This window comes from Pseudomonas sp. GW821-FHT07F01 (assembly GCF_059418825.1).
The window spans coordinates 231,013-253,410 of the sequence record NZ_JBWKQO010000005.1 but is presented as its reverse complement, the minus strand read 5'-3'; the positions used below and the strand labels follow the sequence as shown (position 1 = coordinate 253,410).

At 63.5% G+C, this 22,398-nt stretch carries 20 protein-coding genes and 1 tRNA gene; 8 read left to right on the top strand and 13 right to left on the bottom strand.

The features are described 5' to 3' along the window. Positions 1-2: 2 nt before the first annotated feature. Positions 3-1,067: a tRNA preQ1(34) S-adenosylmethionine ribosyltransferase-isomerase QueA gene (gene queA / locus AC07R1_RS19495; RefSeq protein ID WP_495110859.1), complete on the bottom strand. Its 1,065-nt coding sequence runs from the start codon at positions 1,065-1,067 to the stop codon at positions 3-5. A gap of 108 nt (positions 1,068-1,175) precedes the next feature. On the opposite strand from queA, the gene AC07R1_RS19490 reads away from it, so the two are divergent. Then, a tRNA-Leu gene (locus tag AC07R1_RS19490) sits at positions 1,176-1,260 on the top strand. Positions 1,261-1,360: 100 nt separating this feature from the next. On the opposite strand, the gene AC07R1_RS19485 is transcribed toward AC07R1_RS19490, so the two are convergent. Then, complete coding sequence (locus AC07R1_RS19485; protein WP_053159962.1) at positions 1,361-2,029, bottom strand: M35 family metalloendopeptidase; 669 nt, start codon at positions 2,027-2,029, stop codon at positions 1,361-1,363. Positions 2,030-2,455: 426 nt separating this feature from the next. Between AC07R1_RS19485 and ppk2 the strand changes: the two genes are divergently transcribed. Next, on the top strand, positions 2,456-3,352 hold the full coding sequence (gene ppk2, locus AC07R1_RS19480; RefSeq protein ID WP_161466650.1) for a polyphosphate kinase 2: 897 nt from the start codon (positions 2,456-2,458) through the stop codon (positions 3,350-3,352). Between the two features lie 96 nt (positions 3,353-3,448). Here ppk2 and AC07R1_RS19475 read toward each other — a convergent pair whose 3' ends face one another. From AC07R1_RS19475 to AC07R1_RS19460, 4 genes are all read right to left on the bottom strand, one after another. Continuing rightward, positions 3,449-4,354: a DMT family transporter gene (locus AC07R1_RS19475; RefSeq protein WP_011063237.1), complete on the bottom strand. Its 906-nt coding sequence runs from the start codon at positions 4,352-4,354 to the stop codon at positions 3,449-3,451. Next, positions 4,344-5,666: a diaminobutyrate--2-oxoglutarate transaminase gene (gene ectB, locus AC07R1_RS19470; RefSeq protein WP_011063238.1), complete on the bottom strand. Its 1,323-nt coding sequence runs from the start codon at positions 5,664-5,666 to the stop codon at positions 4,344-4,346. Before ectB ends, AC07R1_RS19475 begins: the two co-directional genes overlap by 11 nt. Before the next feature lie 65 nt (positions 5,667-5,731). Continuing rightward, positions 5,732-7,075, bottom strand: a complete 1,344-nt coding sequence (locus AC07R1_RS19465) for a SidA/IucD/PvdA family monooxygenase (protein ID WP_401020849.1) — start codon at positions 7,073-7,075, stop codon at positions 5,732-5,734. A 127-nt stretch (positions 7,076-7,202) separates the two neighbouring features. Then, complete coding sequence (locus AC07R1_RS19460; protein ID WP_011063240.1) at positions 7,203-7,826, bottom strand: glutathione S-transferase family protein; 624 nt, start codon at positions 7,824-7,826, stop codon at positions 7,203-7,205. A gap of 84 nt (positions 7,827-7,910) precedes the next feature. Here AC07R1_RS19460 and AC07R1_RS19455 point away from each other — a divergent pair, with 84 nt between their 5' ends. Continuing rightward, on the top strand, positions 7,911-8,756 hold the full coding sequence (locus tag AC07R1_RS19455; protein WP_011063241.1) for a helix-turn-helix domain-containing protein: 846 nt from the start codon (positions 7,911-7,913) through the stop codon (positions 8,754-8,756). Positions 8,757-8,805: 49 nt separating this feature from the next. After that, complete coding sequence (locus tag AC07R1_RS19450) at positions 8,806-9,543, top strand: hypothetical protein (protein ID WP_011063242.1); 738 nt, start codon at positions 8,806-8,808, stop codon at positions 9,541-9,543. A gap of 16 nt (positions 9,544-9,559) precedes the next feature. Here AC07R1_RS19450 and AC07R1_RS19445 read toward each other — a convergent pair whose 3' ends face one another. The 4 genes from AC07R1_RS19445 to AC07R1_RS19430 all read right to left on the bottom strand — a co-directional run bounded on the left by AC07R1_RS19445 (position 9,560) and on the right by AC07R1_RS19430 (position 14,191). Continuing rightward, positions 9,560-10,915, bottom strand: coding sequence for an OprD family outer membrane porin (locus AC07R1_RS19445; RefSeq protein ID WP_495110858.1), 1,356 nt, complete (start codon positions 10,913-10,915; stop codon positions 9,560-9,562). Positions 10,916-10,974: 59 nt separating this feature from the next. Next, positions 10,975-11,688, bottom strand: a complete 714-nt coding sequence (locus tag AC07R1_RS19440; protein WP_053159966.1) for an acid phosphatase — start codon at positions 11,686-11,688, stop codon at positions 10,975-10,977. Between the two features lie 455 nt (positions 11,689-12,143). Next, a complete protein-coding gene (locus tag AC07R1_RS19435; RefSeq protein WP_495110857.1) occupies positions 12,144-13,484 on the bottom strand; it encodes an ATP-binding protein in 1,341 nt (446 codons plus the stop codon). Next, positions 13,481-14,191: a response regulator gene (locus tag AC07R1_RS19430; protein ID WP_495110856.1), complete on the bottom strand. Its 711-nt coding sequence runs from the start codon at positions 14,189-14,191 to the stop codon at positions 13,481-13,483. Before AC07R1_RS19430 ends, AC07R1_RS19435 begins: the two co-directional genes overlap by 4 nt. A gap of 167 nt (positions 14,192-14,358) precedes the next feature. Between AC07R1_RS19430 and AC07R1_RS19425 the strand changes: the two genes are divergently transcribed. Then, entirely contained in the window at positions 14,359-14,688 is a 330-nt protein-coding gene (locus AC07R1_RS19425) for a hypothetical protein (protein WP_015636890.1), read from the top strand. Between the two features lie 98 nt (positions 14,689-14,786). Here the strand turns inward: AC07R1_RS19425 and AC07R1_RS19420 are convergent, their stop codons facing one another. Next, entirely contained in the window at positions 14,787-15,947 is a 1,161-nt protein-coding gene (locus AC07R1_RS19420) for an MFS transporter (protein WP_495110855.1), read from the bottom strand. Positions 15,948-16,048: 101 nt separating this feature from the next. Between AC07R1_RS19420 and AC07R1_RS19415 the strand changes: the two genes are divergently transcribed. The 3 genes from AC07R1_RS19415 to AC07R1_RS19405 all read left to right on the top strand — a co-directional run bounded on the left by AC07R1_RS19415 (position 16,049) and on the right by AC07R1_RS19405 (position 19,426). Further along, entirely contained in the window at positions 16,049-16,984 is a 936-nt protein-coding gene (locus tag AC07R1_RS19415) for a LysR substrate-binding domain-containing protein (RefSeq protein ID WP_495110854.1), read from the top strand. A 107-nt stretch (positions 16,985-17,091) separates the two neighbouring features. Next, complete coding sequence (locus AC07R1_RS19410) at positions 17,092-19,020, top strand: alkaline phosphatase D family protein (RefSeq protein ID WP_495110853.1); 1,929 nt, start codon at positions 17,092-17,094, stop codon at positions 19,018-19,020. Positions 19,021-19,060: 40 nt separating this feature from the next. Further along, positions 19,061-19,426 (top strand): DUF7079 family protein, encoded by a 366-nt coding sequence (locus tag AC07R1_RS19405; RefSeq protein WP_232641913.1) that lies wholly within the window; start codon positions 19,061-19,063, stop codon positions 19,424-19,426. A 9-nt stretch (positions 19,427-19,435) separates the two neighbouring features. Here AC07R1_RS19405 and AC07R1_RS19400 read toward each other — a convergent pair whose 3' ends face one another. Then, the gene (locus AC07R1_RS19400; RefSeq protein ID WP_065365233.1) at positions 19,436-20,005 is read right to left on the bottom strand and encodes a hypothetical protein; all 570 of its coding nucleotides are present in this window, start codon (positions 20,003-20,005) and stop codon (positions 19,436-19,438) included. Between the two features lie 135 nt (positions 20,006-20,140). Beyond that, positions 20,141-22,189 (bottom strand): c-type cytochrome, encoded by a 2,049-nt coding sequence (locus AC07R1_RS19395; protein ID WP_210483255.1) that lies wholly within the window; start codon positions 22,187-22,189, stop codon positions 20,141-20,143. Positions 22,190-22,398 lie beyond the last annotated feature (209 nt).

The following is a 22,398-nucleotide window of genomic DNA, read 5'->3' as shown; positions in this document are numbered from 1 at the left end:
ACTCATACAGTTTCCTCGGGGGCCAGATCCTTGGGAGCGGTCGGCGCGGGATTACGGGTGATGAACATCGCATCACCGTAGCTGAAAAAGCGGTATCCATTTTCCACCGCGGCGCGATAGGCGGCCATGGTTTCGGGATAGCCGGCGAACGCCGAAACCAGCATCAACAGCGTGGATTCCGGCAGATGGAAGTTGGTCACCAGGGCATCGACCACATGGAACGGCCGGCCCGGGTAGATAAAGATGTCGGTGTCGCCACTGAACGGCTTGAGCACGCCATCGCGCGCGGCGCTTTCCAGGGAGCGCACGCTGGTGGTGCCCACTGCCACCACCCGGCCACCGCGAGCCCGGCACGCAGCAACTGCATCCACCACGTCCTGGCCGACTTCCAGCCACTCATGGTGCATATGGTGATCTTGGATGCGCTCGACCCGCACCGGCTGGAAGGTGCCAGCCCCCACGTGCAGGGTGACGAACGCGGTCTCCACGCCCTTGGCGGCAATGGCCTCCAGCAGCGGCTGGTCGAAATGCAGCCCGGCGGTCGGTGCCGCCACCGCGCCCAGGCGCTGGGCGTACACGGTCTGGTAACGCTCGCGATCGGCGCCTTCATCCGGACGGTCTATATAAGGAGGCAACGGCATGTGCCCGACCCGGTCCAGCAGCGGCAGCACTTCTTCGGCAAAGCCCAGCTCGAAGAGCGTGTCATGGCGCGCCAGCATCTCGGCTTCGCCACCGCCGTCGATGAGGATCTTCGACCCAGGCTTGGGCGACTTGCTGGAGCGCACATGGGCCAGCACACGGTGGCTGTCCAGCACCCGCTCGACGAGGATTTCCAGCTTGCCGCCGGAAGCCTTCTGACCGAACAGACGGGCCGGAATCACCCGGGTATTGTTGAACACCATCAGATCGCCCGGGCGCAAATGCTCAAGCAAATCAGTGAATTGACGGTGGGCCAAGGCGCCGGTTGGCCCATCCAGGGTCAACAGACGGCTGCCGCGACGCTCGGCCAGTGGATGGCGGGCGATCAGCGAATCAGGAAGCTCGAAGGTAAAGTCAGCAACGCGCATGATGGGGTTCGTCTAGCAGGGCCGGAAAGTTTAGCGGATTAAGCAAAAATTGACCATGAAAGCCGATTGACCAACGGTAAGCGCCTCTCTATACTTCGCCGCCATTGAGCCCTGATGGCGGAATTGGTAGACGCGGCGGATTCAAAATCCGTTTTCGCAAGAAGTGGGAGTTCGAGTCTCCCTCGGGGCACCAAACATGAAAAAGACCTTGAAATCCAAGGTCTTTTTTTTCGCCTGCAGAAAAGTGCCAGCACGGCGCACACCTCCCGTTGCGGGCCTCTTTCCCGCCCTGCTCAGTCGTACAAGTCCTCCACGTAGTACTCGTAGTTGTCGGCATTCTCCACCGCGTCGCTCGGGCGGTTGGCTCCCAGGTTCTGCGATCCCGCCACGCCGTAGGCGCCGGGGATATCGGTGGTGTGGCCAATGGAATGGGTCAGTTCATGCACCACGGTACCGGCCTGGGTATCGAAACCCACGCGCGGCGGCAGGGCAAAGAATGCCGTGCAGAACCAGGCCTGCACGTCCCCGCGGGCGTTGACGTAGGTGGCGGCGATATCCCCGGGCGCGTCGCAAGGGTCATTCGGGTTGACCCGGCAATAGGCCGTCAGGGTGTTGCCACTGTTGAGCTTGAAACGCACCCCGTCGAGCACTGCACGCACCCGCTGGTAGCGATCCTGGCTGAAGGTACCGAACCAGGTCCGGTAGGCCAGGTCCTGATTGCGGCGAAAGGTCGCTTCATTGTTGTTGACCTGGTTGTAGGCATTGGTCGACCAGGTAGTAGCGACGGCCACGGCATTGCTCACCGCGGTACGGTCAGCCTGGGTGGCACAGGAACCGTCAAACGCCACGTTGATGGCGAGCGCCGATTGCGCCAGCGCACCCAGGCCCAGTAGCAGCAACAGACTTTGCCAGCGACGCGCCAGACGACGGCGGCGTGAATGAACAACGGTATCAGTATCCATATTCAGCATCCTTCCATGCAGGTTCCGAGGAATGTCGCTCCCCCTGCCAGGGGCGACACTCCCATTGGATTCCCGAGGCTCGCGGTGCATCAGCAGGAATTGCTTCCGTAGCCGGCGCCAGGGCCCCGCGCGCCTGATACAAGCATCTCTCGGGCACATCCTTGATGGAGGTCAAAGAGCCGACGTTTGAGGGCCATACACTTGTAAGTGAACATTTGAACGAGACGCACAGGCCCTCCTTATATGAGTGAAGAATCCACCCTCCGCACCCAACCCAAAGCCTTGCCGGAAGCCAGCTCCGCCAGCCCTGCCAAGAGCACCCCGCGCAAACCCGCAACGCCGCGCCCGCGTCGCCCACGCACGGCGAGCAAGGCTGCACCGGTGAAAGCCGCCGAGGCCGAGATCAGCGCCATCAGCCAGAAGCCCATGGCCCTGCAGGTGGCCAGCGCGCCACGCGGCTCCAACGAAGACAGCGTGTCCGCTGCGCTGCCGGGCAATTATCCGTACCGCAACCGCATGCGCCGCGCCGAGTACGAAAAGGCCAAGAACGAACTGCAGATCGAACTGCTCAAGGTGCAAAGCTGGGTCAAGGAAACCGGGCAGCGCATCGTGGTGCTGTTCGAAGGCCGTGACGCTGCTGGCAAGGGCGGCACCATCAAGCGCTTCATGGAACACCTCAACCCCCGCGGCGCGCGGATCGTGGCCCTGGAAAAGCCCTCGGAACAGGAAAAGGGCCAGTGGTACTTCCAGCGCTATATCCAGCACCTGCCCACCGCCGGGGAAATGGTCTTCTTCGACCGCTCCTGGTACAACCGCGCCGGGGTGGAACGAGTGATGGAGTTCTGCTCGCCCCTGCAATACCTGGAGTTCATGCGCCAGACCCCGGAGCTGGAGCGCATGCTGTGCAACAGCGGCATCCTGATGTTCAAGTTCTGGTTCTCGGTGAACCGCGAAGAACAGCTGCGCCGTTTCATCTCCCGTCGGGACGACCCGCTCAAGCACTGGAAGCTCTCGCCCATCGACATCAAGTCCCTGGACAAGTGGGACGAGTACACCGCCGCCAAACAGGCGATGTTCTTCCACACCGACACCGCCGATGCCCCTTGGACGGTGATCAAGTCCGATGACAAGAAGCGCGCGCGAATCAACTGTATCCGCCACTTCCTGCACGAGCTGGACTACCCGGGCAAGGACCTGAAAGTCGCCCATGCCCCGGACCCATTGCTGGTGGGCCGCGCCTCGCGGGTACTGGAAGAGGACGAAGGCACCCAGGCCCAGGCTGCGACAGATCCGCGAGCCACGCGCCTGGCCTTGTCGGCCTGAATTCCGGGCAAAAAAAACTGCGCGCAGACAGGCGGGTCTGTGCGCAGCAAAAGTCGAGCGGATCTATGAATCAGAGCACTGGATCAGCTCGAGGCCTCAGGCAGCCTCGGTCACCGGCGTCACCTTCTCCGGTGGTTTGATAGAGCCGATGTACACCGCAAAGATGGTCAGCAGCGCACCCGCGATCTGCAGCGCCGAGCTGGCCTTGCCGAGAAACGCCACATCGACGAAGTAGGTGATCACCGGCTCCAGCAGCAGGATCAGCCCCGCCAGGCCCAGGCTGATGGCACCGATGGAGCGGTTGACCAGCAACCAGCCCACGAATTGCACCATCACCCCATAGATGATCAGCATCACCAGGGTCTGCCCATCGACGATGGCCAGGCTTTCCCCCATGGCCAGGGCATACACCAGCAGCACCAGCGCGGCCCACAGGCTCAGGTTGAGCATCTGTGCGATCTTGTCGCCCCCACCGTCAGGCAACTGCGTGTTGACCTTGAGGAAATACACGCAAATGGCGTAGGCCAGGCCCGAGAGCACGCCATAGACCACACCCTTGATGCCCACTGCACTGGTCATTTCCGGCAGCAGCAACAGGTACAGGCCGATAAACGCCAGGGTGATGGAGATCAGGAAGTAGATCGACGGCTTCTCCTTGAGCAGGTACAGCCCCAGCAGGGTCATGAAGAACACCTGGCAATTGGTCAGGATCGAGCCGATGCCCGGGCCGACGATGTAGATGCTCTGGTGCCAGAGCACCAGGTCGATGGCCAGGAACACCCCGGCCAGGGCCGTGTACAGCTGCGCCTTGGCGCTCTTGAGCAGCACCGGGATGCGCCGCACCTTGAGCAGCAGGAAGAACAGGATCGAGGCGAACAGCATGCGGTAGAACCCGGCCCCACCGGCGCCGATGTGGGCAAAGGCCACCGCCAGCGCCGACAGGCTGAGCATCAAGCCACCAATGGTCAGCTCGATGATGGCGCGGTTGGTATTAGTCGACATGCGCGACTCCATTAATGAAGACCAGAGGATCGACGTCCTGGTCCGGGTCACTTAACTTGCCCTGCTCCAGCACCTGTTGCATGGCGTCGAAAATGCTCGCCAGGCCGGCCTGCAGCGTTTCGCTGCTGATGGTCAGCGCCGGCATCAGCTTGAGTACCTGGTCCACCGGACCGCAGCGCTCGATGATCAGGCGGCGGGCGAAGCAGGCACGCATCACCGCGGCGGCCTGGGCCGGGTCGTGGAACTCGATGCCGTAGAACAGCCCGCGTCCGCGCACATCCTTGATATGCCCGGCGAAGCGTTCGGTCACTTCAGCCAGCCACTCCTTGAGCTGTGCTTCGTTGGCCTGGATGTGCTTGACCAGGCGGTCGTCGCTCCAGAACTCCTGCACGGTCTTGGTGGCGGCGACAAAGGCCAGGGTGTTGCCGCGGAAAGTGCCGTTGTCCTCGCCAGGGGACCATTGGTCCAGTTCCGGGCGATGCAGCAGCAGGGCGAACGGCAAGCCGTAGCCGCTGAGGGACTTGGACAGGCACACCATGTCCGGGGTGATGCCCGAGGGCTCGAAGCTGAAGAAGGTCCCGGTGCGGCCGCAGCCGGCCTGGATATCGTCGACGATCAGCAGGATGCCGTGCTCGGCGGTCAGCTGGCGCAGGCGCTGCAGGAACTCTGCCGAAGCCACGTTGATCCCGCCTTCGCCCTGGATGGTTTCCAGGATCACCGCTGCCGGCAGGTCCATGCCGGAACTGTTGTCCTTGACCAGGCGCTCGAAGTAGGCGATGGAATCCAGGCCTTCCAGGTAACCGTCGAACGGCATGCGGAACACATAGGGATCCACCCCTGGCTGGCGGTTGTCACGGTTGCCGGTCAGCCCCAGGGAGGTGTTGGACATGCCGTGGAAGCCGTTGGTGAAGGCCACGATGTGCCGGCGCCCGGTGACCTTGCGCGCCAGTTTGACCGCCGACTCCACCACGCTGGTGCCGGTGGGCGAGGTGAATTGCATTTTGTAGGGCAGGGCCCGGGGCGCCAGGATGATCTTGCGGAAGTTGTAGATGAACTCCTGCTTGGCCCGGCTGTGCATGTCCAGGGCGGCCTGGATGCCGTCCCGTTGCAGGTAGTCGATCACCGCGGCCTTCACCGCCTTGGGGTTGTGGCCATAGTTCACGGACCCGGCGCAGCTCAGGAAGTCGATATAGGCCTGGCCTTTCAGGTCATACAGATGACTGCCCTGGGCCTGGTCGAAGACCACCGGAAAGCTGCGGCAGTAACTGCGCGCCGAAGACTCCACATCCGCAAATACGCCCAACTCATCCATTTCTGAAATATCCATTGCTGCCTGCTCACATAAAGGGGTCGAGGTTCAGGATTCGATGCAGCGGCTCAAGCGATCTTTTCTGCAGCCTGGGCCAGGCCCAGTTGCTGGTTCAGCGAGTTGAAAATGTCCCGCGAGCGCAGCGACAGCAGGCTGAAGGAGCCGGCATCGCCATAGCCGTGGGAGGATTCGCACAGACCATTGAGGTACAACGCGGGCAAATGGCTGCCCTTGGCTGCGGCCAGGCTGTAGTCGCGCCCGATGCGGATCACGCCCTGAGCGTCGCTCTCCAGGTGTTCGGCCAGGTCCTTGAGGATCGCCGGGTAGCGTTCTTCCTGGGGGCCGGTGCCGAGGTTGCGAAAACCCGTGGCCAGGATGATCGCGTCCAGCCCGCCCAGTTCCTCGGTGGCGTGGGTGCTGCTGTTGCGCAGCGACAGGCTGTAGCCCTCGCCGTCCGGCGTGCAGCCCTGGATCTCGCTGAGCCCCTTGATGATCACGCGCTCGCGGCCCTGCAGCTTGTCCTCATACATGCCCACGTAGAGTTCCTTGATTACGTCGGCATCGGCAGCGGAATAGTTGGTGTAGTGCAGGTGGCGGTTGATGTTCTTCTTCGCCTCGGCGGAGCTGTTGTAGTACTGGTCGACGAAGGACGGGAAGTACACGTGCTCGCTGAACTGGCTGGTGTCCTTGAGGCGGAAGCCGTAGCCGCGCTGCACGCTGACGATTTCCAGGTTCGGGTAGGTGTGGCGCAGGTGCAGGATGATTTCGATGGCGCTCTGGCTGCCGCCGACCACCGCCACGCGCTTGAGCTCACCCTTCTGCGCCAGGCTGGCCAGGCGCCCCAGGTACTGGGTCAGGTGGAACACCCGGTCCGCCGCGGCGTTGGCGAACACCTGCGGAATCACCGGGGTGCGGCCCGGGGCCAGGACCACGGAGCGCGCCTGGTACTGCACGCCGGCCTGGGTGGTGATGGTGTAGAGGTTGCTGGCCGGGTCGACCTGGATCTGGCTCACGCTCTGGTTGTAGGCCACGTCCCGGGCGAAAAAGCCGGCAACCCAGCGTACGTACTCGGCGAACTCGCTGCGCAGGGGGAACTCCAGGCCCAGGTTCAGGTGTTCGAACAGGCGGTCGTTCTCGAACAGGAAGTTGGTGAAGGTGTAGCGGCTGCGCGGGTTGCGCGGCGTTACCAGATCACGGCTCGGGTGGTTCTGGATATCGCTGCCGGAGAGCATCATCTCCGGCTGCCATTGAGTGCTCGCGTGACGCTCGAGAAACAGCCGGGTGCCGGCAAATTCCATCTCTTCCATGGCGATGGCCAGGGCGATGTTCGCCGGGCCAAAACCGATGCCGATCACGTCGTAAACTTGCCCTTCACGGCCAACATCCTTGGCAGTCACTTTATGAACACTCATAAATTCCCCTTCCTGCAACAAAAGTCAGACTCGAAAAAGCAGAAAAAACACCAGGGTCTTTTCTGCCTTCCGTCAAATAGCCATTAATTTTTAGTTAGCGTTATTCGTTATAACTAGTTCGGCTTTTTCAAACTTCTTCCGCAGCCAACTTCAGCCACTTTTGTACTGGCGGGTAGGCCAGAACTTGTTCGACATAAGCCTGAAGTTGTGCCGGCACCGCCACGCCATAACGACGGAAGCGGAACACCACCGGTACGAACATGGCATCGACGATGCCGAAGTCGCCGCACAGGAACTGCTTGGAGCCGCTGGCGTGGCGCAGGTTGGTCCAGATGTCGAAGATCCGCTGGATCTCTTCCTGGGTGTCGGCGGTCAGCGGCTCGGGGGTATCGCCGGTGTTCAGGCCGAAGGACATCTGGGTACGCAGGTTGACGAACCCGGAGTGCATTTCCGCCGCGGCAGCGCGGGCCTGGGCCTTGACCAACGGGTCCTGGGGCCACAGGTTCGCCGCCGGATAGGCACCGGCAACGTACTCGCAGATGGCCAGGCTGTCGTTGATCACCACCTTGTCCAGCAGCAGTGCCGGCACCTTGCCCGAGGGCGAATAGCGCAGGATCTGCTGGCGGGTGTCATCCTGTTCCAGCTTGACCTGAAGGGTCTCGAAGGAGACGTCTGCCGTTACAAGAACCAGCCATGCACGAAATGACCATGAAGACTTTTTGTAATCCCCAATAACTAGTTTTGTAGGCATCACTTCCCCTAGCTCGCGTTGTGAAATGGGTGCTAAATTTAGCGGCCCTCTTTTCCAACGTATTGCACAAAACTGGACAAACTCATGGATGAGCACCAACCCGGCAAAGTCTTTAGGCCAGACAAGGATTTCGTGCAGTTTTGGCGAATACCAGAAGGCGACTGTGAGTTGTTATCGGCGCGTTACAGCACTCAGTCTTTTGGCAGGCATTCACATGATCGGTATGCAGTAGGCGTTATAAGCAGCGGGGTGGAAAAACTCTTCTATAGAGGCAGCTACTACTTGGGCAGCGCCGGCAGCGTGGTCACCATCACCCCGGGGGAAATTCATGACGGCCTCCCCGGGCATGACCAGGGATGGATGTACCGCATGCTTTACCTCGACCCGGGCTGGGTCAACCGGGTGATTTTCCAGGGCCGCTTCGGCGCCGAGCACATCCATCTGTTCCAGAATGCCCTGAACCTGGACCCCAGCTTTGCCCTGACCTTCCTCCAGCAACACCAGATCATCGAAAATTCCCCACCCAGCCTGGAGCGCGAATCCATCCTCCTGGACCTGGTGACCCAACTCTTCGAACGCAGCGGCGCCCCCATTGCCGCTATCGCCAGCGCCGAGCGCAGCGCCGTCAAGTTCATCAAGAAGAAGCTCGAAGACGAATACGCCCGGCACATTCCCCTGGAAGAACTGGCGCAACTGGTGGACATGGACCCGCTGTACCTGATCCGCGTGTTCAAGAAGACCGTCGGCGTCTCGCCCCACAGCTACCAGATCCAGAAGCGCGTGGCCCAGGTGCAGAACCTGCTGCGCACCGGCGCCAGCCTGGCGGAAGCCTCGTTCAGCTGCGGCTTCTTCGATCAGAGCCACATGACCCGCGCCTTCAAGAAGGTGGTGGGCATTACCCCCGGCAGTTTCCGTAACAGCCGCGCCTGAGGCGCGGCCTTCTTTCCCTGTTGTTCCCGTTTGAGCAAGGACCCGCTGTATGCCCACGATCCAGACCCCGGAATGCACCCAACTGCCGGCCGGCGCCGTCGCCTACCCCGATGCCCAGGAGGTGTTCGTCGCCGACCAGCAGGAACTGGCCGAGCACCTGCTGCCGCTGCTGTCCATCGACGCCAACCTGATCAACCCCGGCTGGTCCGGGCGCCTGCACCTGCTGAGCCCCATCGAACCCGATGAGGGGCTGGTAGGCGAATTGACGGCAGACTGCGGCTTTGGCAGCGAACTGCTGAAGACCAACTGGATCGGCTTCAAGATCGAGAACGGCCGCTACCGCCTGTGCGGCGACCCGCGCTACTTCTTCCTGCACCCGGGCAATGCCGATCTGCCCGAGCCCCGGCGCAACGTGCGGGCCAGCCTGCAACGCCATTACGCCCAAGAGCACGCCACCTACCAGGCTTCGCGCCAGCGCTACCAGGAACTCGGCCGCCTGACCTGGCCGGAGGACAGCGACTACCACATGACCTTCATCGACCAGATGGCCGGCATCGCCGAGGGCTATGGCAACTGGGTGGAAACCGTGGAATTTCCCATGGATATCGTCGAAGCCACGGATGACAGCGGCGACATCGACGTCTGGCCCTTGAGCCCCGCTGGCCGGCGCTTCGAGCACGCGCTCAGCGTACCGGCCAGCCACTACGGAATCAGCGGCGCCGACCTGATCGTGATGTTCTACGAACCGGTGGAAGGGCTGGTGCTGTTCTGCTTCGACTGGTCCTGAGTCCCACCCCGCCCCTTCAGAACAGCGCCAGCGGATACTGCACGCGAATCCGCAACTGGTCGATGGAACCATCGGCCTGGGCGCTGTTGCCTCGATGCCAGATCTGCGTGGCCCGCAGGTGCAGGCCCTTCAGCGAACCGCTGCTGAAGGTGTAGCTCAAATCCAGGTCGGTTTCGTGATGACGCCCATCTTCGCCATACAGGCCACGGTAGATGCTGTTGGCCGGGGCATGACTGCCATCCACTCCCCAGCCCCGCTGATAACGCAGCCCCAGGTTCAGGTCCGGCAGCCCAAGCCAGGCCAGGCGCTGGTCGTAACGCAATTGCCAGGAGCGTTCCCGTGGCCCGTTGAAATCCGAGTAGGGCGCGGAGTTGGCCAGGACGATGGATTGCCCGGTCTGGCCGTCTCCGAAACCTATGTAGTCGAACGGGGTATCCGAAAACGAGCGCTGGTAGGCCAGGGTCAAGCGATGGGCATCGAAACGGTACGCCAGGGCGTGGGAGGCGATCAGGTTGTCGATGGGGCCAAACAACGAGGCGCCGCTATCCCGGGTGCGATACAGGTTGAAGGTGTTGCTCAGGCTGCGCTCGCCAGCCAGTTCCAGGGTGTGGCCCAGGTTGAGGTAATGCTGGGTCCAGACGTCCTCCAGTTGCCCCAGGTAATAAGCCCCGCGCCATTGCTCGCCCCTGTAGTTCAGCCCCAGGTACTGGGCGCTGTCGATATTGATCCGCGCCCCGGATAAACGTCCGTATACCGTGGAAATCCCGCCTCGGGCCTTGCTTTCGGTGGGGCCGGACAAGGCACTCAGCCGCGCCGCTTCCAGGCTCAGCCCGTCCCAGTCGCGCTGCAACTGCCAGCCGTAGGCCATCCCGGGAATGATCCGGCTGTTGTTGGCCGCCAGTACCGGCGCCTGGGTGGTGAAATTGCCATAACGCAGCTGTGCCTCGGCCACCTTGAGCTTGAGGGCACCGCCAACCTTGCCATGGCTGTCCCGCGGATGCCCCTTGCAGTCCAGCGCCAGGGTGCCGGTGCCGGTGCGCCCACCGCCACTGTCGAGCTTGAAGGCCTGCATGGCAAAGGCATCGAACCCCAGGCCCAGAAGCCCGGGGGTAAAACCGGAACGGTAATACAGCTGCACCGACTGGCCCCACTCCTGGCGATAACCATTGCGCTCACTACGCGGTTTGTAGCGGTTACGGCCACTGTTGTTGGGCCCGTTGCGGTAATCCCGGGCGAAGTACTGGTTATCGAAAAACATCCGGGCCTCGCCCTCGGTGAACAGCTCCTCCCAGTCCTCATCTCCAGCCTGGCTGATACCGCCCGGGCCCAGCCACAACCCCAGCAGCACAATGCTTGTGCGATACACGGACATGGCACTGTTCCTTGTCAGTGAAGGAGCGCCGCCCGTAGCCGGCGCTCAGGGATAGGAGGTCAATCCAGGGCCAGGGTGGCGCGCAGTTCGCGCCGGGCCCGGTTGAAGTCGTCAAGGGCCTCAGGGTTGTGCAGCAGCTCGACGGCCAGGGCCACCGCCGAGATCCGCCCCCCTTCAAGGTCCGTGGGGTAATGCACCCCGGCCACCACTCGGCTTTGCCCCGCGGCAGCGGCCCGTGCAAACAGCTCGTCACGCTTTTCCGGGACCATCCGCGCCAGGAGAATGGCGCTCAGGTAGGCATCCATGGTGTGCCCGCTGGGGTAGGACTCGCCCATCGGCGGCGCCAGCACCGGCTTTACCTCGGCGCTCAGCTCATAAGGCCGGGGGCGGGCGAAATGGGCCTTGGCAGGCATCAGGGTCTGCACCAGGTCCTTGAGGGTGCGGCGGAAGAACTGCGCAGTCAGCGGGTGCCGGTCGAGAGTGAACTGCGGCCCGAAAATCTCCCCGGCAAAGGGAAATACCGCGTCGCTCAGATGATCGTCGCGTTTGGCCTGCGCCACCTGCTGCGGCGTGCGTTGGCCCTGGACCAGCAGTACGGTCTCCAGGTCCTGGCGGTCCTCGGAGCTGCCGGCAAGTGGTGGTGGAGGCAGGAAGGCCGCCAGATCCAGCGCCTGAGGCGCCAGGTAGGGCTGTACCGGCGGCTGCGCCGCATGAGTGCCAAGACTGACGATCAGCAAAATAGCGCCCAGCATGGCTAAAGGTTTACCAGTCATGAAGCAGATCCTTTCTTTGGGACGAGCAATAGCGGCCCGCGACAGAGGCCACAGACAGAGAAGTGCGATTGCAGGAAGGACAAACTCAGGGCGGCGCTTGAGGCCGTGATGTCTGGCACATGCCAGTGGACGAACAGCGGAAGACGTGATGTTCAGAACCTTGGCCCGGGGCCAGGTACTGCACAGGCGGATCGATTAATGTCCAGGCGGCAGGCGCGTTCCGGACGACCAGGGTTGCGTTCATGGTGCCCACCGTTCTTGTTGTTATCGGTTTCGGCGAGGGTGCGCCCAGGGGCGCGGTAGTGCCTGATCGAGTATCCCGGCGCACCAGGGCAGAAACCATCCTGCAAATGCAGGATGGCGCAAGTCACGCTACGGGCAGCTTGAAAAAAAGCCTAGCGGGCCAGGGCAGGAGGCAATGGAGCTCTGACGCAAACCCTCAACTGCGGCAGCGGCTACAGCGGCAACTCCACCCGCGCCTCCAGCCCACCGCCCTCACGATTGAACAGCCGCAACTCGCCGCCGTGTTCGCGGACAATGGCCCGTGCTGCCGACAGCCCCAGGCCCACGCCGCCGGTGCTCTTGTTGCGCGAGCTCTCCAGCCGGAAGAATGGTGCAAACACCTGTTCCAGAGCCTCGGGTGGAATCCCCGGGCCACGATCGAGCACGCGTACCCGCACCTGATCCGTCCCCTGTTCCAGCACGATGGCTGGCTGCGCACCGTACTTGAGCGCGTTGTCCAGCAGGTTGGTCATCACCCGCTTGAGCCCCAGGGGCCGGCCGCAATACACCAGACGCGGCGGCCCGGTGAAGAGGATTTCCATGGACTGGTCGCGGTAGTCGTCCACCAGGGTCTGCAACAGTTCGGCCAGGTCGAAATGGGTGGCCTGCTCCAGCCGCGCATCGTCGCGGAAGAACTCCAGGGCCGAATTGATCATCGCCTGCATCTCGTCCACATCGCGGAACAGGCGCTGCTGCTGGTCGGCATCCTCGATGAACTCACCGCGCAGGCGCATGCGGGTCAGCGGTGTGCGCAGGTCATGGGAGATGGCCGCGAGCATCTGGGTGCGGTCCTTGATGAAGTGCTGCAACTGCGCCTGCATGGCGTTGAAGGCAAGAATCGCCTGACGGATCTCGTGGGGCCCCACCGGATCGATGGGCGGCGCGCGAAAGTCCACGGCAAAGCGCCGGGCGCCCTGGGCGAACTGCTGCAGCGGCTTGGCCAGCCGGCGAGTGGCAATCAAGGCCACCAGGCCGGTGGAAATCAGCACCAGGGCAATTACGATCAGGTTGCGCGTGCCCTCCTCCAGCCCCCAACTGCGTGACGCCGAAGAAAACATCAGCCAGCTTTGGTCGCTCAACTGCACCAGCAGCGCGTAGCGACCTTGGTCGCTTCGCCAGTCGCTGGGCTGATAGGCCTCGATATGCCGCTGCGGTGGGCCGAGCAAGGCGCGAAACGCCTCGGAGCCGTCGCGGTATTCGGAGTCTTCCAGCAGCGGCAGATCCAGGCCCTGCCGTGTCGCCTGCCAGACAATGCTCAGGTGATCGGTGCTGACCGAAGCTGCCAACCGCGAGCGCTGGCCCGGCTCCGAGGCCTCGACCATGCGCACGATGGCCGCGGACTTCTCCAGCAACCCGGTTTCCGCCAGTGGCGGATAAGCCCAGACCCCGGCCAACTGCACGAACAGTGCATTGAACGCCAGGGCCGTGAGCATGGCCATGATGATGGTCAGGGCGATCCAGCGCGCCACGGTGTCGCGCAGGCGATAACGCCACAAGGGCTTGATCAGCTTCACTGGCGGGTCACGCTGGGGGTGAACAGATAGCCGCCGTTGCGTACCGTGCGAATCATCGCCGGGCGCTTGGTGTCGAACTCCAGCTTGCGCCGCAGGCGGCTGATCTGGACATCGATGCTGCGATCGAAGGCGTCATGGGCCTGGCCCCGGGCCAGGTCCAGCAGTTGCTCGCGGGTGAGGATGCGTTGCGGGTGCTCGACAAACACCAGCAGCAGGTCGAACTCCCCCGCCGACAGCGGAATCATCACCTGGTCCGGCGAGCGCAGTTCGCGGCGAGTCAGGTCCAGCTGCCAGTCGGCGAACTTGATCAGGGGCCGCGGCACGTCCGCGCTCACCGGCCGGTTCTCCCCGGCCCGGCGCAGCACCGCCCGTACCCGGGCCAGAAGTTCGCGGGCATCGAAGGGCTTGCTCAGGTAATCGTCGGCGCCCATCTCCAGGCCCACCACCCGGTCGCTCAACTCGCCCATGGCGGTGAGCATGATCACCGGCGTGGCGTGCTGCTGGCGCAAGCGCTGGCACAGGGTCAGGCCGTTGTCGCCGGGAAGCATCAGGTCGAGGATGATCAGGTCCGGCACCTCCCGCTCCAGAGCCGCCCACAGCGAAGCGCCATCGGTGGCCACGGCCACCTGATAGCCCTGTTGGACAAAAAATTTCTTCAGCAGAGCGAGGACTTCAATGTCGTCGTCCACGATCAAAAGACGGCTCACCAGCAGGCATCACTCAAGGTCGGAAAGAGCCGATATCTAAAACCATTCGGCGCGGCCCGTCATATATTTCAACGTGGTAACAAACCTTCAGCCACGCAATAAAGCAGACATCTTTGCGCAAGGTTCACCTGCCAGCATCGGCTTCCCCTTGCTGGAGAACCCTGACCATGCGCCTGCTCAAACCCGCCTCGGCCCCAGCCCCTCTTGCCGCAAAGGAGCTGCCCGTGCCCACCTGCGAACAACACGCCCTGATGCTGCTGCAACGCGTGACCAAGCTCGACAACGCCAGCCTGCATTGCCGCGAAGTCAGCCTGCGCATGTCTGAAGACCAGAATCACCTGGTGCTGACCCGCTACAGCGAGCACTACAGCCCCGAGGGCATGGAGTGGGTGGAGCGCAAGCATCGGGTGTCGGTGACCGACCTGCTGCGTTGGGTGATCGAGCAGGGCCAGCCGCAGAGCATTGAACGCGGAGAAGAACACAAGGCCTCGGCCTGAGACCTGTAGGGGCGAGCTTGCTCGTGACGATCGCGCGCAAGCTCGCCCCTACAGAACTCCGCTAACTGATCTGACTGGCCGTGGCCACAGAGGCGCCCCTAAGCCTCTTCGGCAGACGCCTGGCTGCCCTCCTCCCCACGGACACCAACCTCTCGACACGCCAACGCGCTCACCGCCAGACACCCCGCCGCCAGCGAATACACCCACACCGTGGACGCCACCGGCAGCAGCAAGCCGGCGATCAAGGGCCCGACCCCGGCGCCGATATCCCGCCACACCGCATTGGCCGCCAGGGCCCGCACCCTGCCCGTCCCCGGATGCCGCTGTGCAACCACCGTGACCACCAGCGGCAATTGCAGGGCCCGCAACACCAGCACCAGGGCGCCGCCGACAATCAGCCAATGGCAACCAAAGCCCACCAGGGCCACAGAGGTCAGCAGGGAGAAGACGATCAACATCCGCGTCGCGCCCCAGCGTTGTGCAGCGAGGCCGCCCAGGGGGCTCAGGAGCATTTCCGAAACGTAACGCAGGGCCAGAAGCCCGCCCGCCACCAGTACCGCATTACCCGCCATCAGCTGCTCGGCCTGCAGCGACAGGCCAATGATGAACAGACCATCCAGCACCAGCCCTTCGATAAAGGACCACAGCGCCACGCTGTCGGGGCGCTGAAAACGGCGGCTGGAACTGGCCAGTGGATGGGGTTTGCTCGGCAGGCCGAAGGCCAGGAGCAGAGCGACCAGCGACGTCAGGGCCATAAGAAGGAAGATCACTCGCGGGCCATATTCGACGCTGACCAGCGCGCCCAGGGGCAAGGCCAGCATCGGCCCGGTGGCGATCAGCGCCCGGGAGCGGCCGGTGCGGCGGGCGGCGCCCGTGGGCTCGGCGGTGGCCATGACCTGGGTTGAAAGGTTGAGGGCCGCGTAGGTCAAGCCCCAGCCCAGGCGCAACAGCAGCAGCCACCAGAAACCGGACAAGGTGGCGTAGCCCAGGGCACAGAGGGCGGCGGTGGCGGCGGCCAATACGCAAACCGGGCGATCACCGCGCCGGGCGTAGAAGCGCATCACATGGCTGTAGCCGAAGATCCGCACCAGGCGGTTGGCTGCCAGCAACAGCCCGGCTTCGGCCAGGGTCACGCCGAAGGCCTCGTGCTGCATGGGCAGCAACAGGTAGAGCAAGGTGTCGCCGGGCAGGCACAGGCCGAGGATCGAGGCGGCGCGGGCGGAAGCCTTATCGGTGGTGCGGGCGTGGGTATCGGGCATGGCAGGCAAACCGGCAGGTCATGAACGGCGTTCAGCGTGACCTTCTGTTGCGGCACTGACAAACGCTTTAATTGCGCCATACATGTGACTAAATTAGACACATGATCACTGACCTGCCGCCCCTGAACGCCGTCCGCGCCTTTGCCGCTGCTGCTCGCCACGAGAGTTTCAGCCGCGCCGCCGAAGAACTGCATGTGAGCCACAGCGCGGTGAGCCGTCATATCAAGTTGCTGGAAGAGCACCTGGGGGTGCTGCTGTTCGAGCGGCGCATCCGCCAGTCGGTGCTCACCCCTGCCGGGCAAACCTTCCATGAGCAGGTCAGCGTGGCCCTGGCCCAGATCGCCAATGCAGCCGCCTCCCTGCGCCGCGGCGCGGCCCTGCGCAAGGTCATCATCAATGTGCGACCGTCCTTCGCGGTGCGCTGGCTGATTCCCCGCTTGCCGCAGTTCATGGCGCTGTACCCGCAGATCCAGCCGGAGGTGGTGACCAGCACCCTGCTCCCCGACCCCGCCAAGGAAACCTTCGACCTGGTGATTCGCCGTGGCCGCTCGGGCTGGGCAACCACGCTGCAACCCCAACGCCTGCTGGAAGACGAAATCCTGGTGGTGGCAGCGCCGGCGCTGTTGCACAGCAGAGCACTGAACAGCCCCGATGATCTGCCGCGACATACCTTGCTGGTCAGCCGCACCCGCGCCAGCGACTGGCAGAAGTGGCTGGAGCACTGCGGCCTGAAACCACTGCGTACCTCGCCGACCTTGCATTTCGACCATATGCACTTCGTGCTCCAGGCCTGCGTCGACGGGCTGGGCCTGGCGCTGTGCCCGGCCTCGTTGCTGGCCAAGGACCTGGCCAGCGGCCGCCTGATCTGCCCCTTGCCGAACCTGCGCCAGCCCCTGACCCGCTATTACTACGCGCTGGCCAGTGATGCGGCCCCCGAAGCCCAGGTGTTTATCGACTGGATGCTGGCGCAGATTCACCAGGACGCCATGGATCATCAGGTACAACAGCTTGCGGGCAATGCGGGCCCACGCCCATAAATAATCGGATACAAAAGCCTTGCTCCAGCCCGCGCAACCGACGTTTCTTCGACATCGGCTGCGCTACCATTTCGCCCCCTTTGCAACCGCTAGAGATCCCGCAGCAGATGCTCCCGAGCACGCCCCCCACTGCCCTGCCTCCTGTTCTCGCCGGCCCGTTGCTGCGCCGCCTGGAGCCGACGCGGCTGGTGCTGTGGCTGGTGGGCTCCAGGGCATTGGCGCTGACCCTGCGCCTGCAGCCCGCTGGCAGCGCGACCCTGGATCTGGCCCTCGACCCGCAGCAATGCCAGGTCATTCCCGTCGGTCGCCATGCCTTCATCCATCTGATCGATGTGGCACTGGACGACGCCCTGCCCCTGGACCTGACGATCGCCTATGACCTGCTGATCAACGATGCCGAGGACAGCGCCCGGGCCATTGCCGATTGGGCGCCGCACCTGCTGTATGGCGATGCCGGGTCCCCTGAGTTCGTGCTCCACAGCCGCATCGACAACTTGCTCCACGGCTCCTGCCGCAAGCCCCATCACCCGTCCGCTGACGGCTTGCTCTGCGTCGACCGCCTGCTGGCGCAACAGCCCGAGCCTGCACAACGCCCGGCCTTGCTGATGATGAGCGGCGACCAGGTGTACGCCGACGATGTGGCCGGGCCCATGCTGCGGGCCGTCCACGCCCTGATCGAGCGCCTCGGGCTTTTCGATGAAGAGTTGGACGGTGCCGTGGTGGCCGACAGTCAGGCGTTGTACCGCCATGGCGCCAGCTACTACCAGCGGGCCGAATTGCTCCCGGCGCTGAAGAGCAATGAAACCCTGCGCGAGCGGTTTTTCGGCGGAGTGAAAAAGCCGATCTTCACCAGCAGCAACGCTGACAACCACCTGGTGACGTTCGCCGAGGTGCTGGCCATGTACCTGCTGGTCTGGTCGCCGCTGCCCTGGACCCTGATCACGCCGCAGCCGCCGCAACTGACGCCGGAACAGCAAACGCGCTACACCCGGGAACAGCAGCGCATCGACGATTTTGTCCAGGGCCTGAAGGGTGCCGCGCGGGTCTTTGCCCACCTGTCGTGCCTGATGATCTTCGACGACCACGACATCACCGACGACTGGAACCTAAGCGCCCAATGGGAAGAAACCGCCTACGGCCATCCCTTCTCCAAGCGCATCATCGGCAACGCGCTGCTGGCTTACATGCTGTGCCAGGGCTGGGGCAACAACCCGGATGCCTTCGCCCAACTGCTGGAACACACCCGCGCCTTGAGCACCACGGCACAAACTCCGGAACGCATGCTGGAATGCCAGGCCCAAAACGACCTGATCGACCAGTTGCTGGGTTTCCAACAGTGGCAATACGTATTGCCCAGCACCCCGGCCCTGGTGGTGCTGGACACCCGCACCCGGCGCTGGCGCAGCGAGTCCAACCTGGGCCAGCCCTCGGGTTTGCTGGACTGGGAAGCCCTGAGCGAACTGCAACACGAACTGCTGGATCACCCTTCGGCGATCATCGTTTCACCGGCGCCGATCTTCGGCGTCAAGCTGATCGAAACGGTGCAGAAGGTCTTCAGCTGGTGCGGCTACCCGCTGCTGGTGGACGCGGAGAACTGGATGGCCCATCGCGGTTCCGCCCAGGTAATCCTGAACATCTTCCGCCACTCGCGGACCCCGGGCAGCTACGTGATTCTCTCGGGGGATGTGCATTACTCCTTCGTCTACGAAGTGCTGATCCGCCACCGCCAGGGCGGCCCGCGGATCTGGCAGATCACCAGCAGCGGCATCAAGAACGAATTCCCCGCCGCCCTGCTGGAATGGTTCGACCGCCTCAACCGCTGGCTCTACTCGCCGCGCTCGCCGTTGAACTGGTTCACCAAGCGCCGGCGGATGAAGGTGATGCCCCATGTGCCCGAGCATGCCGAGGCCGGGGAGCGGCTGTGGAACTCGTCGGGGATCGGCCAGGTGTTTTTCAATGAGCAGGGGCAGCCCGTGGCGATCTATCAACACAATGCCAATGGCACGGCGCCGACACGGATGATTGCGCCGAGATAGAATCCGCTGTCGCCGGCCACCAGGAAGGACCCGCCCCAACATGCCTTCAAGCCCGATCCCCCCGGTACAGCGAGACACCATCCGCTACCTGCTCTCGGACGCCTTTGTCGACAACGAGGTGGACTACGCCTACATCGCCCGGGAAACCCAGGCCTACGACCGGGCCGAGGTGGAGCGCATTCTCTACGAAGAGGTGGCGCCGGTGTGCTACATCAACCTGATGTCGGTGATCCCGGAGATCTGGATCGGCTTCGAGCGGGAGTCCTTGCTGGAGGAAATCGAGGATAGCCTGGCACTGCGGCGCAGCAGCCGCTGGCAGGCCTTTCGCGACCGCTTGTTCATCCGCTGGATCCGCTTTCGCGGCGCCTATATCTGGGAGGAAATCTGCAAGCACTATGGCCCGTAGGTTCTTGCCCTAGCGCGCATCGGCGCTGCAGTAATCGGTAGGCCGCAGCGCCACCCGCTCCGGCAGCATCTCGCCCTTGTCGTCGATCTTGCGCAGCATGGCGGTGCACATCTGATCCTGGAGAAACACCATCTGATAGGTGGCGCCGGCCTCGGGCACGAAGGTCACGCTTTGCTCGCAAACGGCGCGGTAGTCCTTATCCATCCCCGGTTCAGTGTTGTAGAACATGAAGGCGAACGGGCGATTGGCCGGGATCTTCAGTTCGTTGGCGCCAAAGCCTTCCTGGCGGCGCATGCGGTCGGTGGCGGCCGTCATGGGAATGCCCAGGTTGCGGAAATTGGGATTGGCAATGCCGCGATGGGGGCGAACCATCAGCCCTGAGGCGGGTTTGCGCCAGTCGATGCAGTCGCTGTAGGGCACACCCCGCACCAGCCCCTGGGCGACGATGCGGATCAGCGCGGTTTCACCGGCATCGGCCGGCACCCGGTAGCTGACGGTGGTCGCTTTGAGCGCGGAAACAAAGGCACAACCGCTGAGCCCCAGAGACAGGCTCAGCAACAGGATCGAGCGAAACCGCATGATTCATCCTTGAAGGACCGACAGCGAAGGCTGACGCAAAGGATGGCAATCTTACCTCGGCGCCAGGGAGCGTCGGCAGATTTTTCTGCGGGGCCTGTAGCCGCAGCCAAAGGCGGCGACTACAGGGTCAAGCCTTCAGTAACGGGCGTCCGCCGGACGGCCGCCGTTGGGCCAGTCCTTGACCTTGTCCGGGAAGTCCGGGCGCGGCTGGTGGGAGAAGTATTCGGCCACGTCCAGGGCTTCCTGGTCCGAGAGGCCGCCCTGGCCCAGGGGGAACTTCTCGTGGAAACCGATCGGCATGTTGCGTTTGACGAAGGCCGCCGCAGTGTAGGTGCGGGCCATGCCAGCGCCGATGTTGAAGGATTGATCGCCCCACAGCGGCGGGAAGATCAGGCTGCCGTCGGCGCGTTTCAGGCCCTCACCGTCAGCTCCGTGGCATACCGCGCATTGCTTGGCGTACACCTGCTTGCCATTGTCGGCATTGGGCTTGAGGGCCGGGTCGATCTTGCCCACACCGCGGCCGGCCACCTTGTCTTCTGGGCGGGTGTTCATTTTCATCCACTCGAAGTAAGCCACCATGGCTTGCATGTCGGCGCCGTTCACCGGCAGCGGCTTGCCGTGCATGGAGCGGCGGAAGCAGCCGTTGATGCGCTCTTCCAGGGTGATGGTCTTGCCCGCCCGCGGCGCGTAGCCGGGGAAGAACGCCGAGACGCCGACAAAGGGTGAACCGTCGGCCACGGTGCCGGCGTTGAGGTGGCAACTGGTGCAGTTCAGCGAGTTGCCGACGTTGTCCGGCAGCAGGGCCTTGGTTTCCAGGTGCAGGCGCATGCCACGCACCACTTGCTCGGCATTCGGCGCCGCCAGCAGGTTGGCCAGGCGCGGGGTTTCGAACAGGGTGCTTTCCACTTGCGGGCTCAGTTGCGCCCGCATCTTCTTCACTTGCTCGGCGCTGATGGCGGAGCCGTTGTTGCCCCAGCTGCTGCGGACAAAACTGAGGATCTCGGCGATCTCGCCATCGGCCAGCTGGGCAAAGCCGGGCATGGTGTAGACCCGTGGATGGGCCGCGGTCTGGGCGGTCTTCCAGCCAGTCAGGGTGATGTGCAGCAAGGAGGTCGGGTTGGCCGAAGCGACGCTGGGGTTGCCGGCCAGGGACGGGAACATCTGCGGCACGCCGGCGCCATCCTGGCGGTGGCAGTCGGAACAGAATTGCGCGTAGCCCAGGCCGCCACGGGAGGTGAACAGGTTGTTCGGCGGGGCCGCCGGGGCCAGGGCCACCGATGGCATGGGCAAGTCGTCCTTGCCGGCCGGCAGGGACTTGAGGTACGCGGCGATGGCCGTCAGGTCGGCGTCGGTGAAGTGCTGGGTGCTGTGGTGGATCACGTCGGCCATGTTGCCGGATACCGTTGCAAAGCGGTTCTGCCCGGTCTTGAGCAGTTGCACCGTGTCTTCCACGGTCCACAGGTTGCGCAGGCTCAGGGCTCGCCACTCTTCCACCGTCTCGCCGGCCAGGTAGTGCTGGCCGCCGGATTCGCTGTCGCTCATGGCCTTCTCCTGGAAGGCGATGCCCCGCGGGGTATGGCAGGAACCGCAGTGGCCCAGGCCCTGGACCAGGTAGGCGCCGCGATTGAGCTGTTCGTCCTTGGCCGGGTCAGGCTTGAAGGGCTGCTTGTCGACGAACACCAGGTTCCAGAACCACAGGCCCCAGCGCTGGTTGAAGGGGAACCCCATGTCGGCTTCCAGGTTGCCCTGGGCTACGGGTTCCACCCCGTGCATCAGGTAGGCGTAGAGGGCGCGCATGTCCTCTTCGGTCATCTTGGCGTAGGACGGATAGGGCATGGCCGGGTACAAATGACTGCCGTCAGGGGTTACGCCTTCGCGCATGGCGCGGTCGAATGCTTCGAAGCTGTAGCTGCCGATGCCGGTGTCTTTATCCGGGGTGATGTTGCTGGAGTAGATGGTGCCCATGGGCGTCTTCAGCTCCAGGCCACCGGCCATGGTGGCCCCGCCCTTGGCGGTGTGGCAGGCAATGCAGTCGCCGAGCTGGGCCACGTACTGGCCACGCTGGATCAGTTCGGAATCTGGGGGGGAAGCGGCGGCTGCCGGGGTCGGCTCGCTGCCTTGAACGGAGTGTACGCAGAGCAACGCAGCGCCCAGAAGGCACAGGCGTGACAGAGAAAAAGCCATCAGGTTATTCCTTTAAAATCCGCCTGGGGTGGTCCCCTCGGCCGATATCCACAAAGGTTTTTATTGGTTATCCCGGCCTTCACGGTACAGGCCCGGGGCTCGATACCTTGTGGGTCCGAGCCTGATGCCCTTGTAGCGGATTTTTCTGAAAACCCTGTTGATATGGATCATGGCCCTATAGGCAATGTCCTGTATGGCCGACTCTGCGA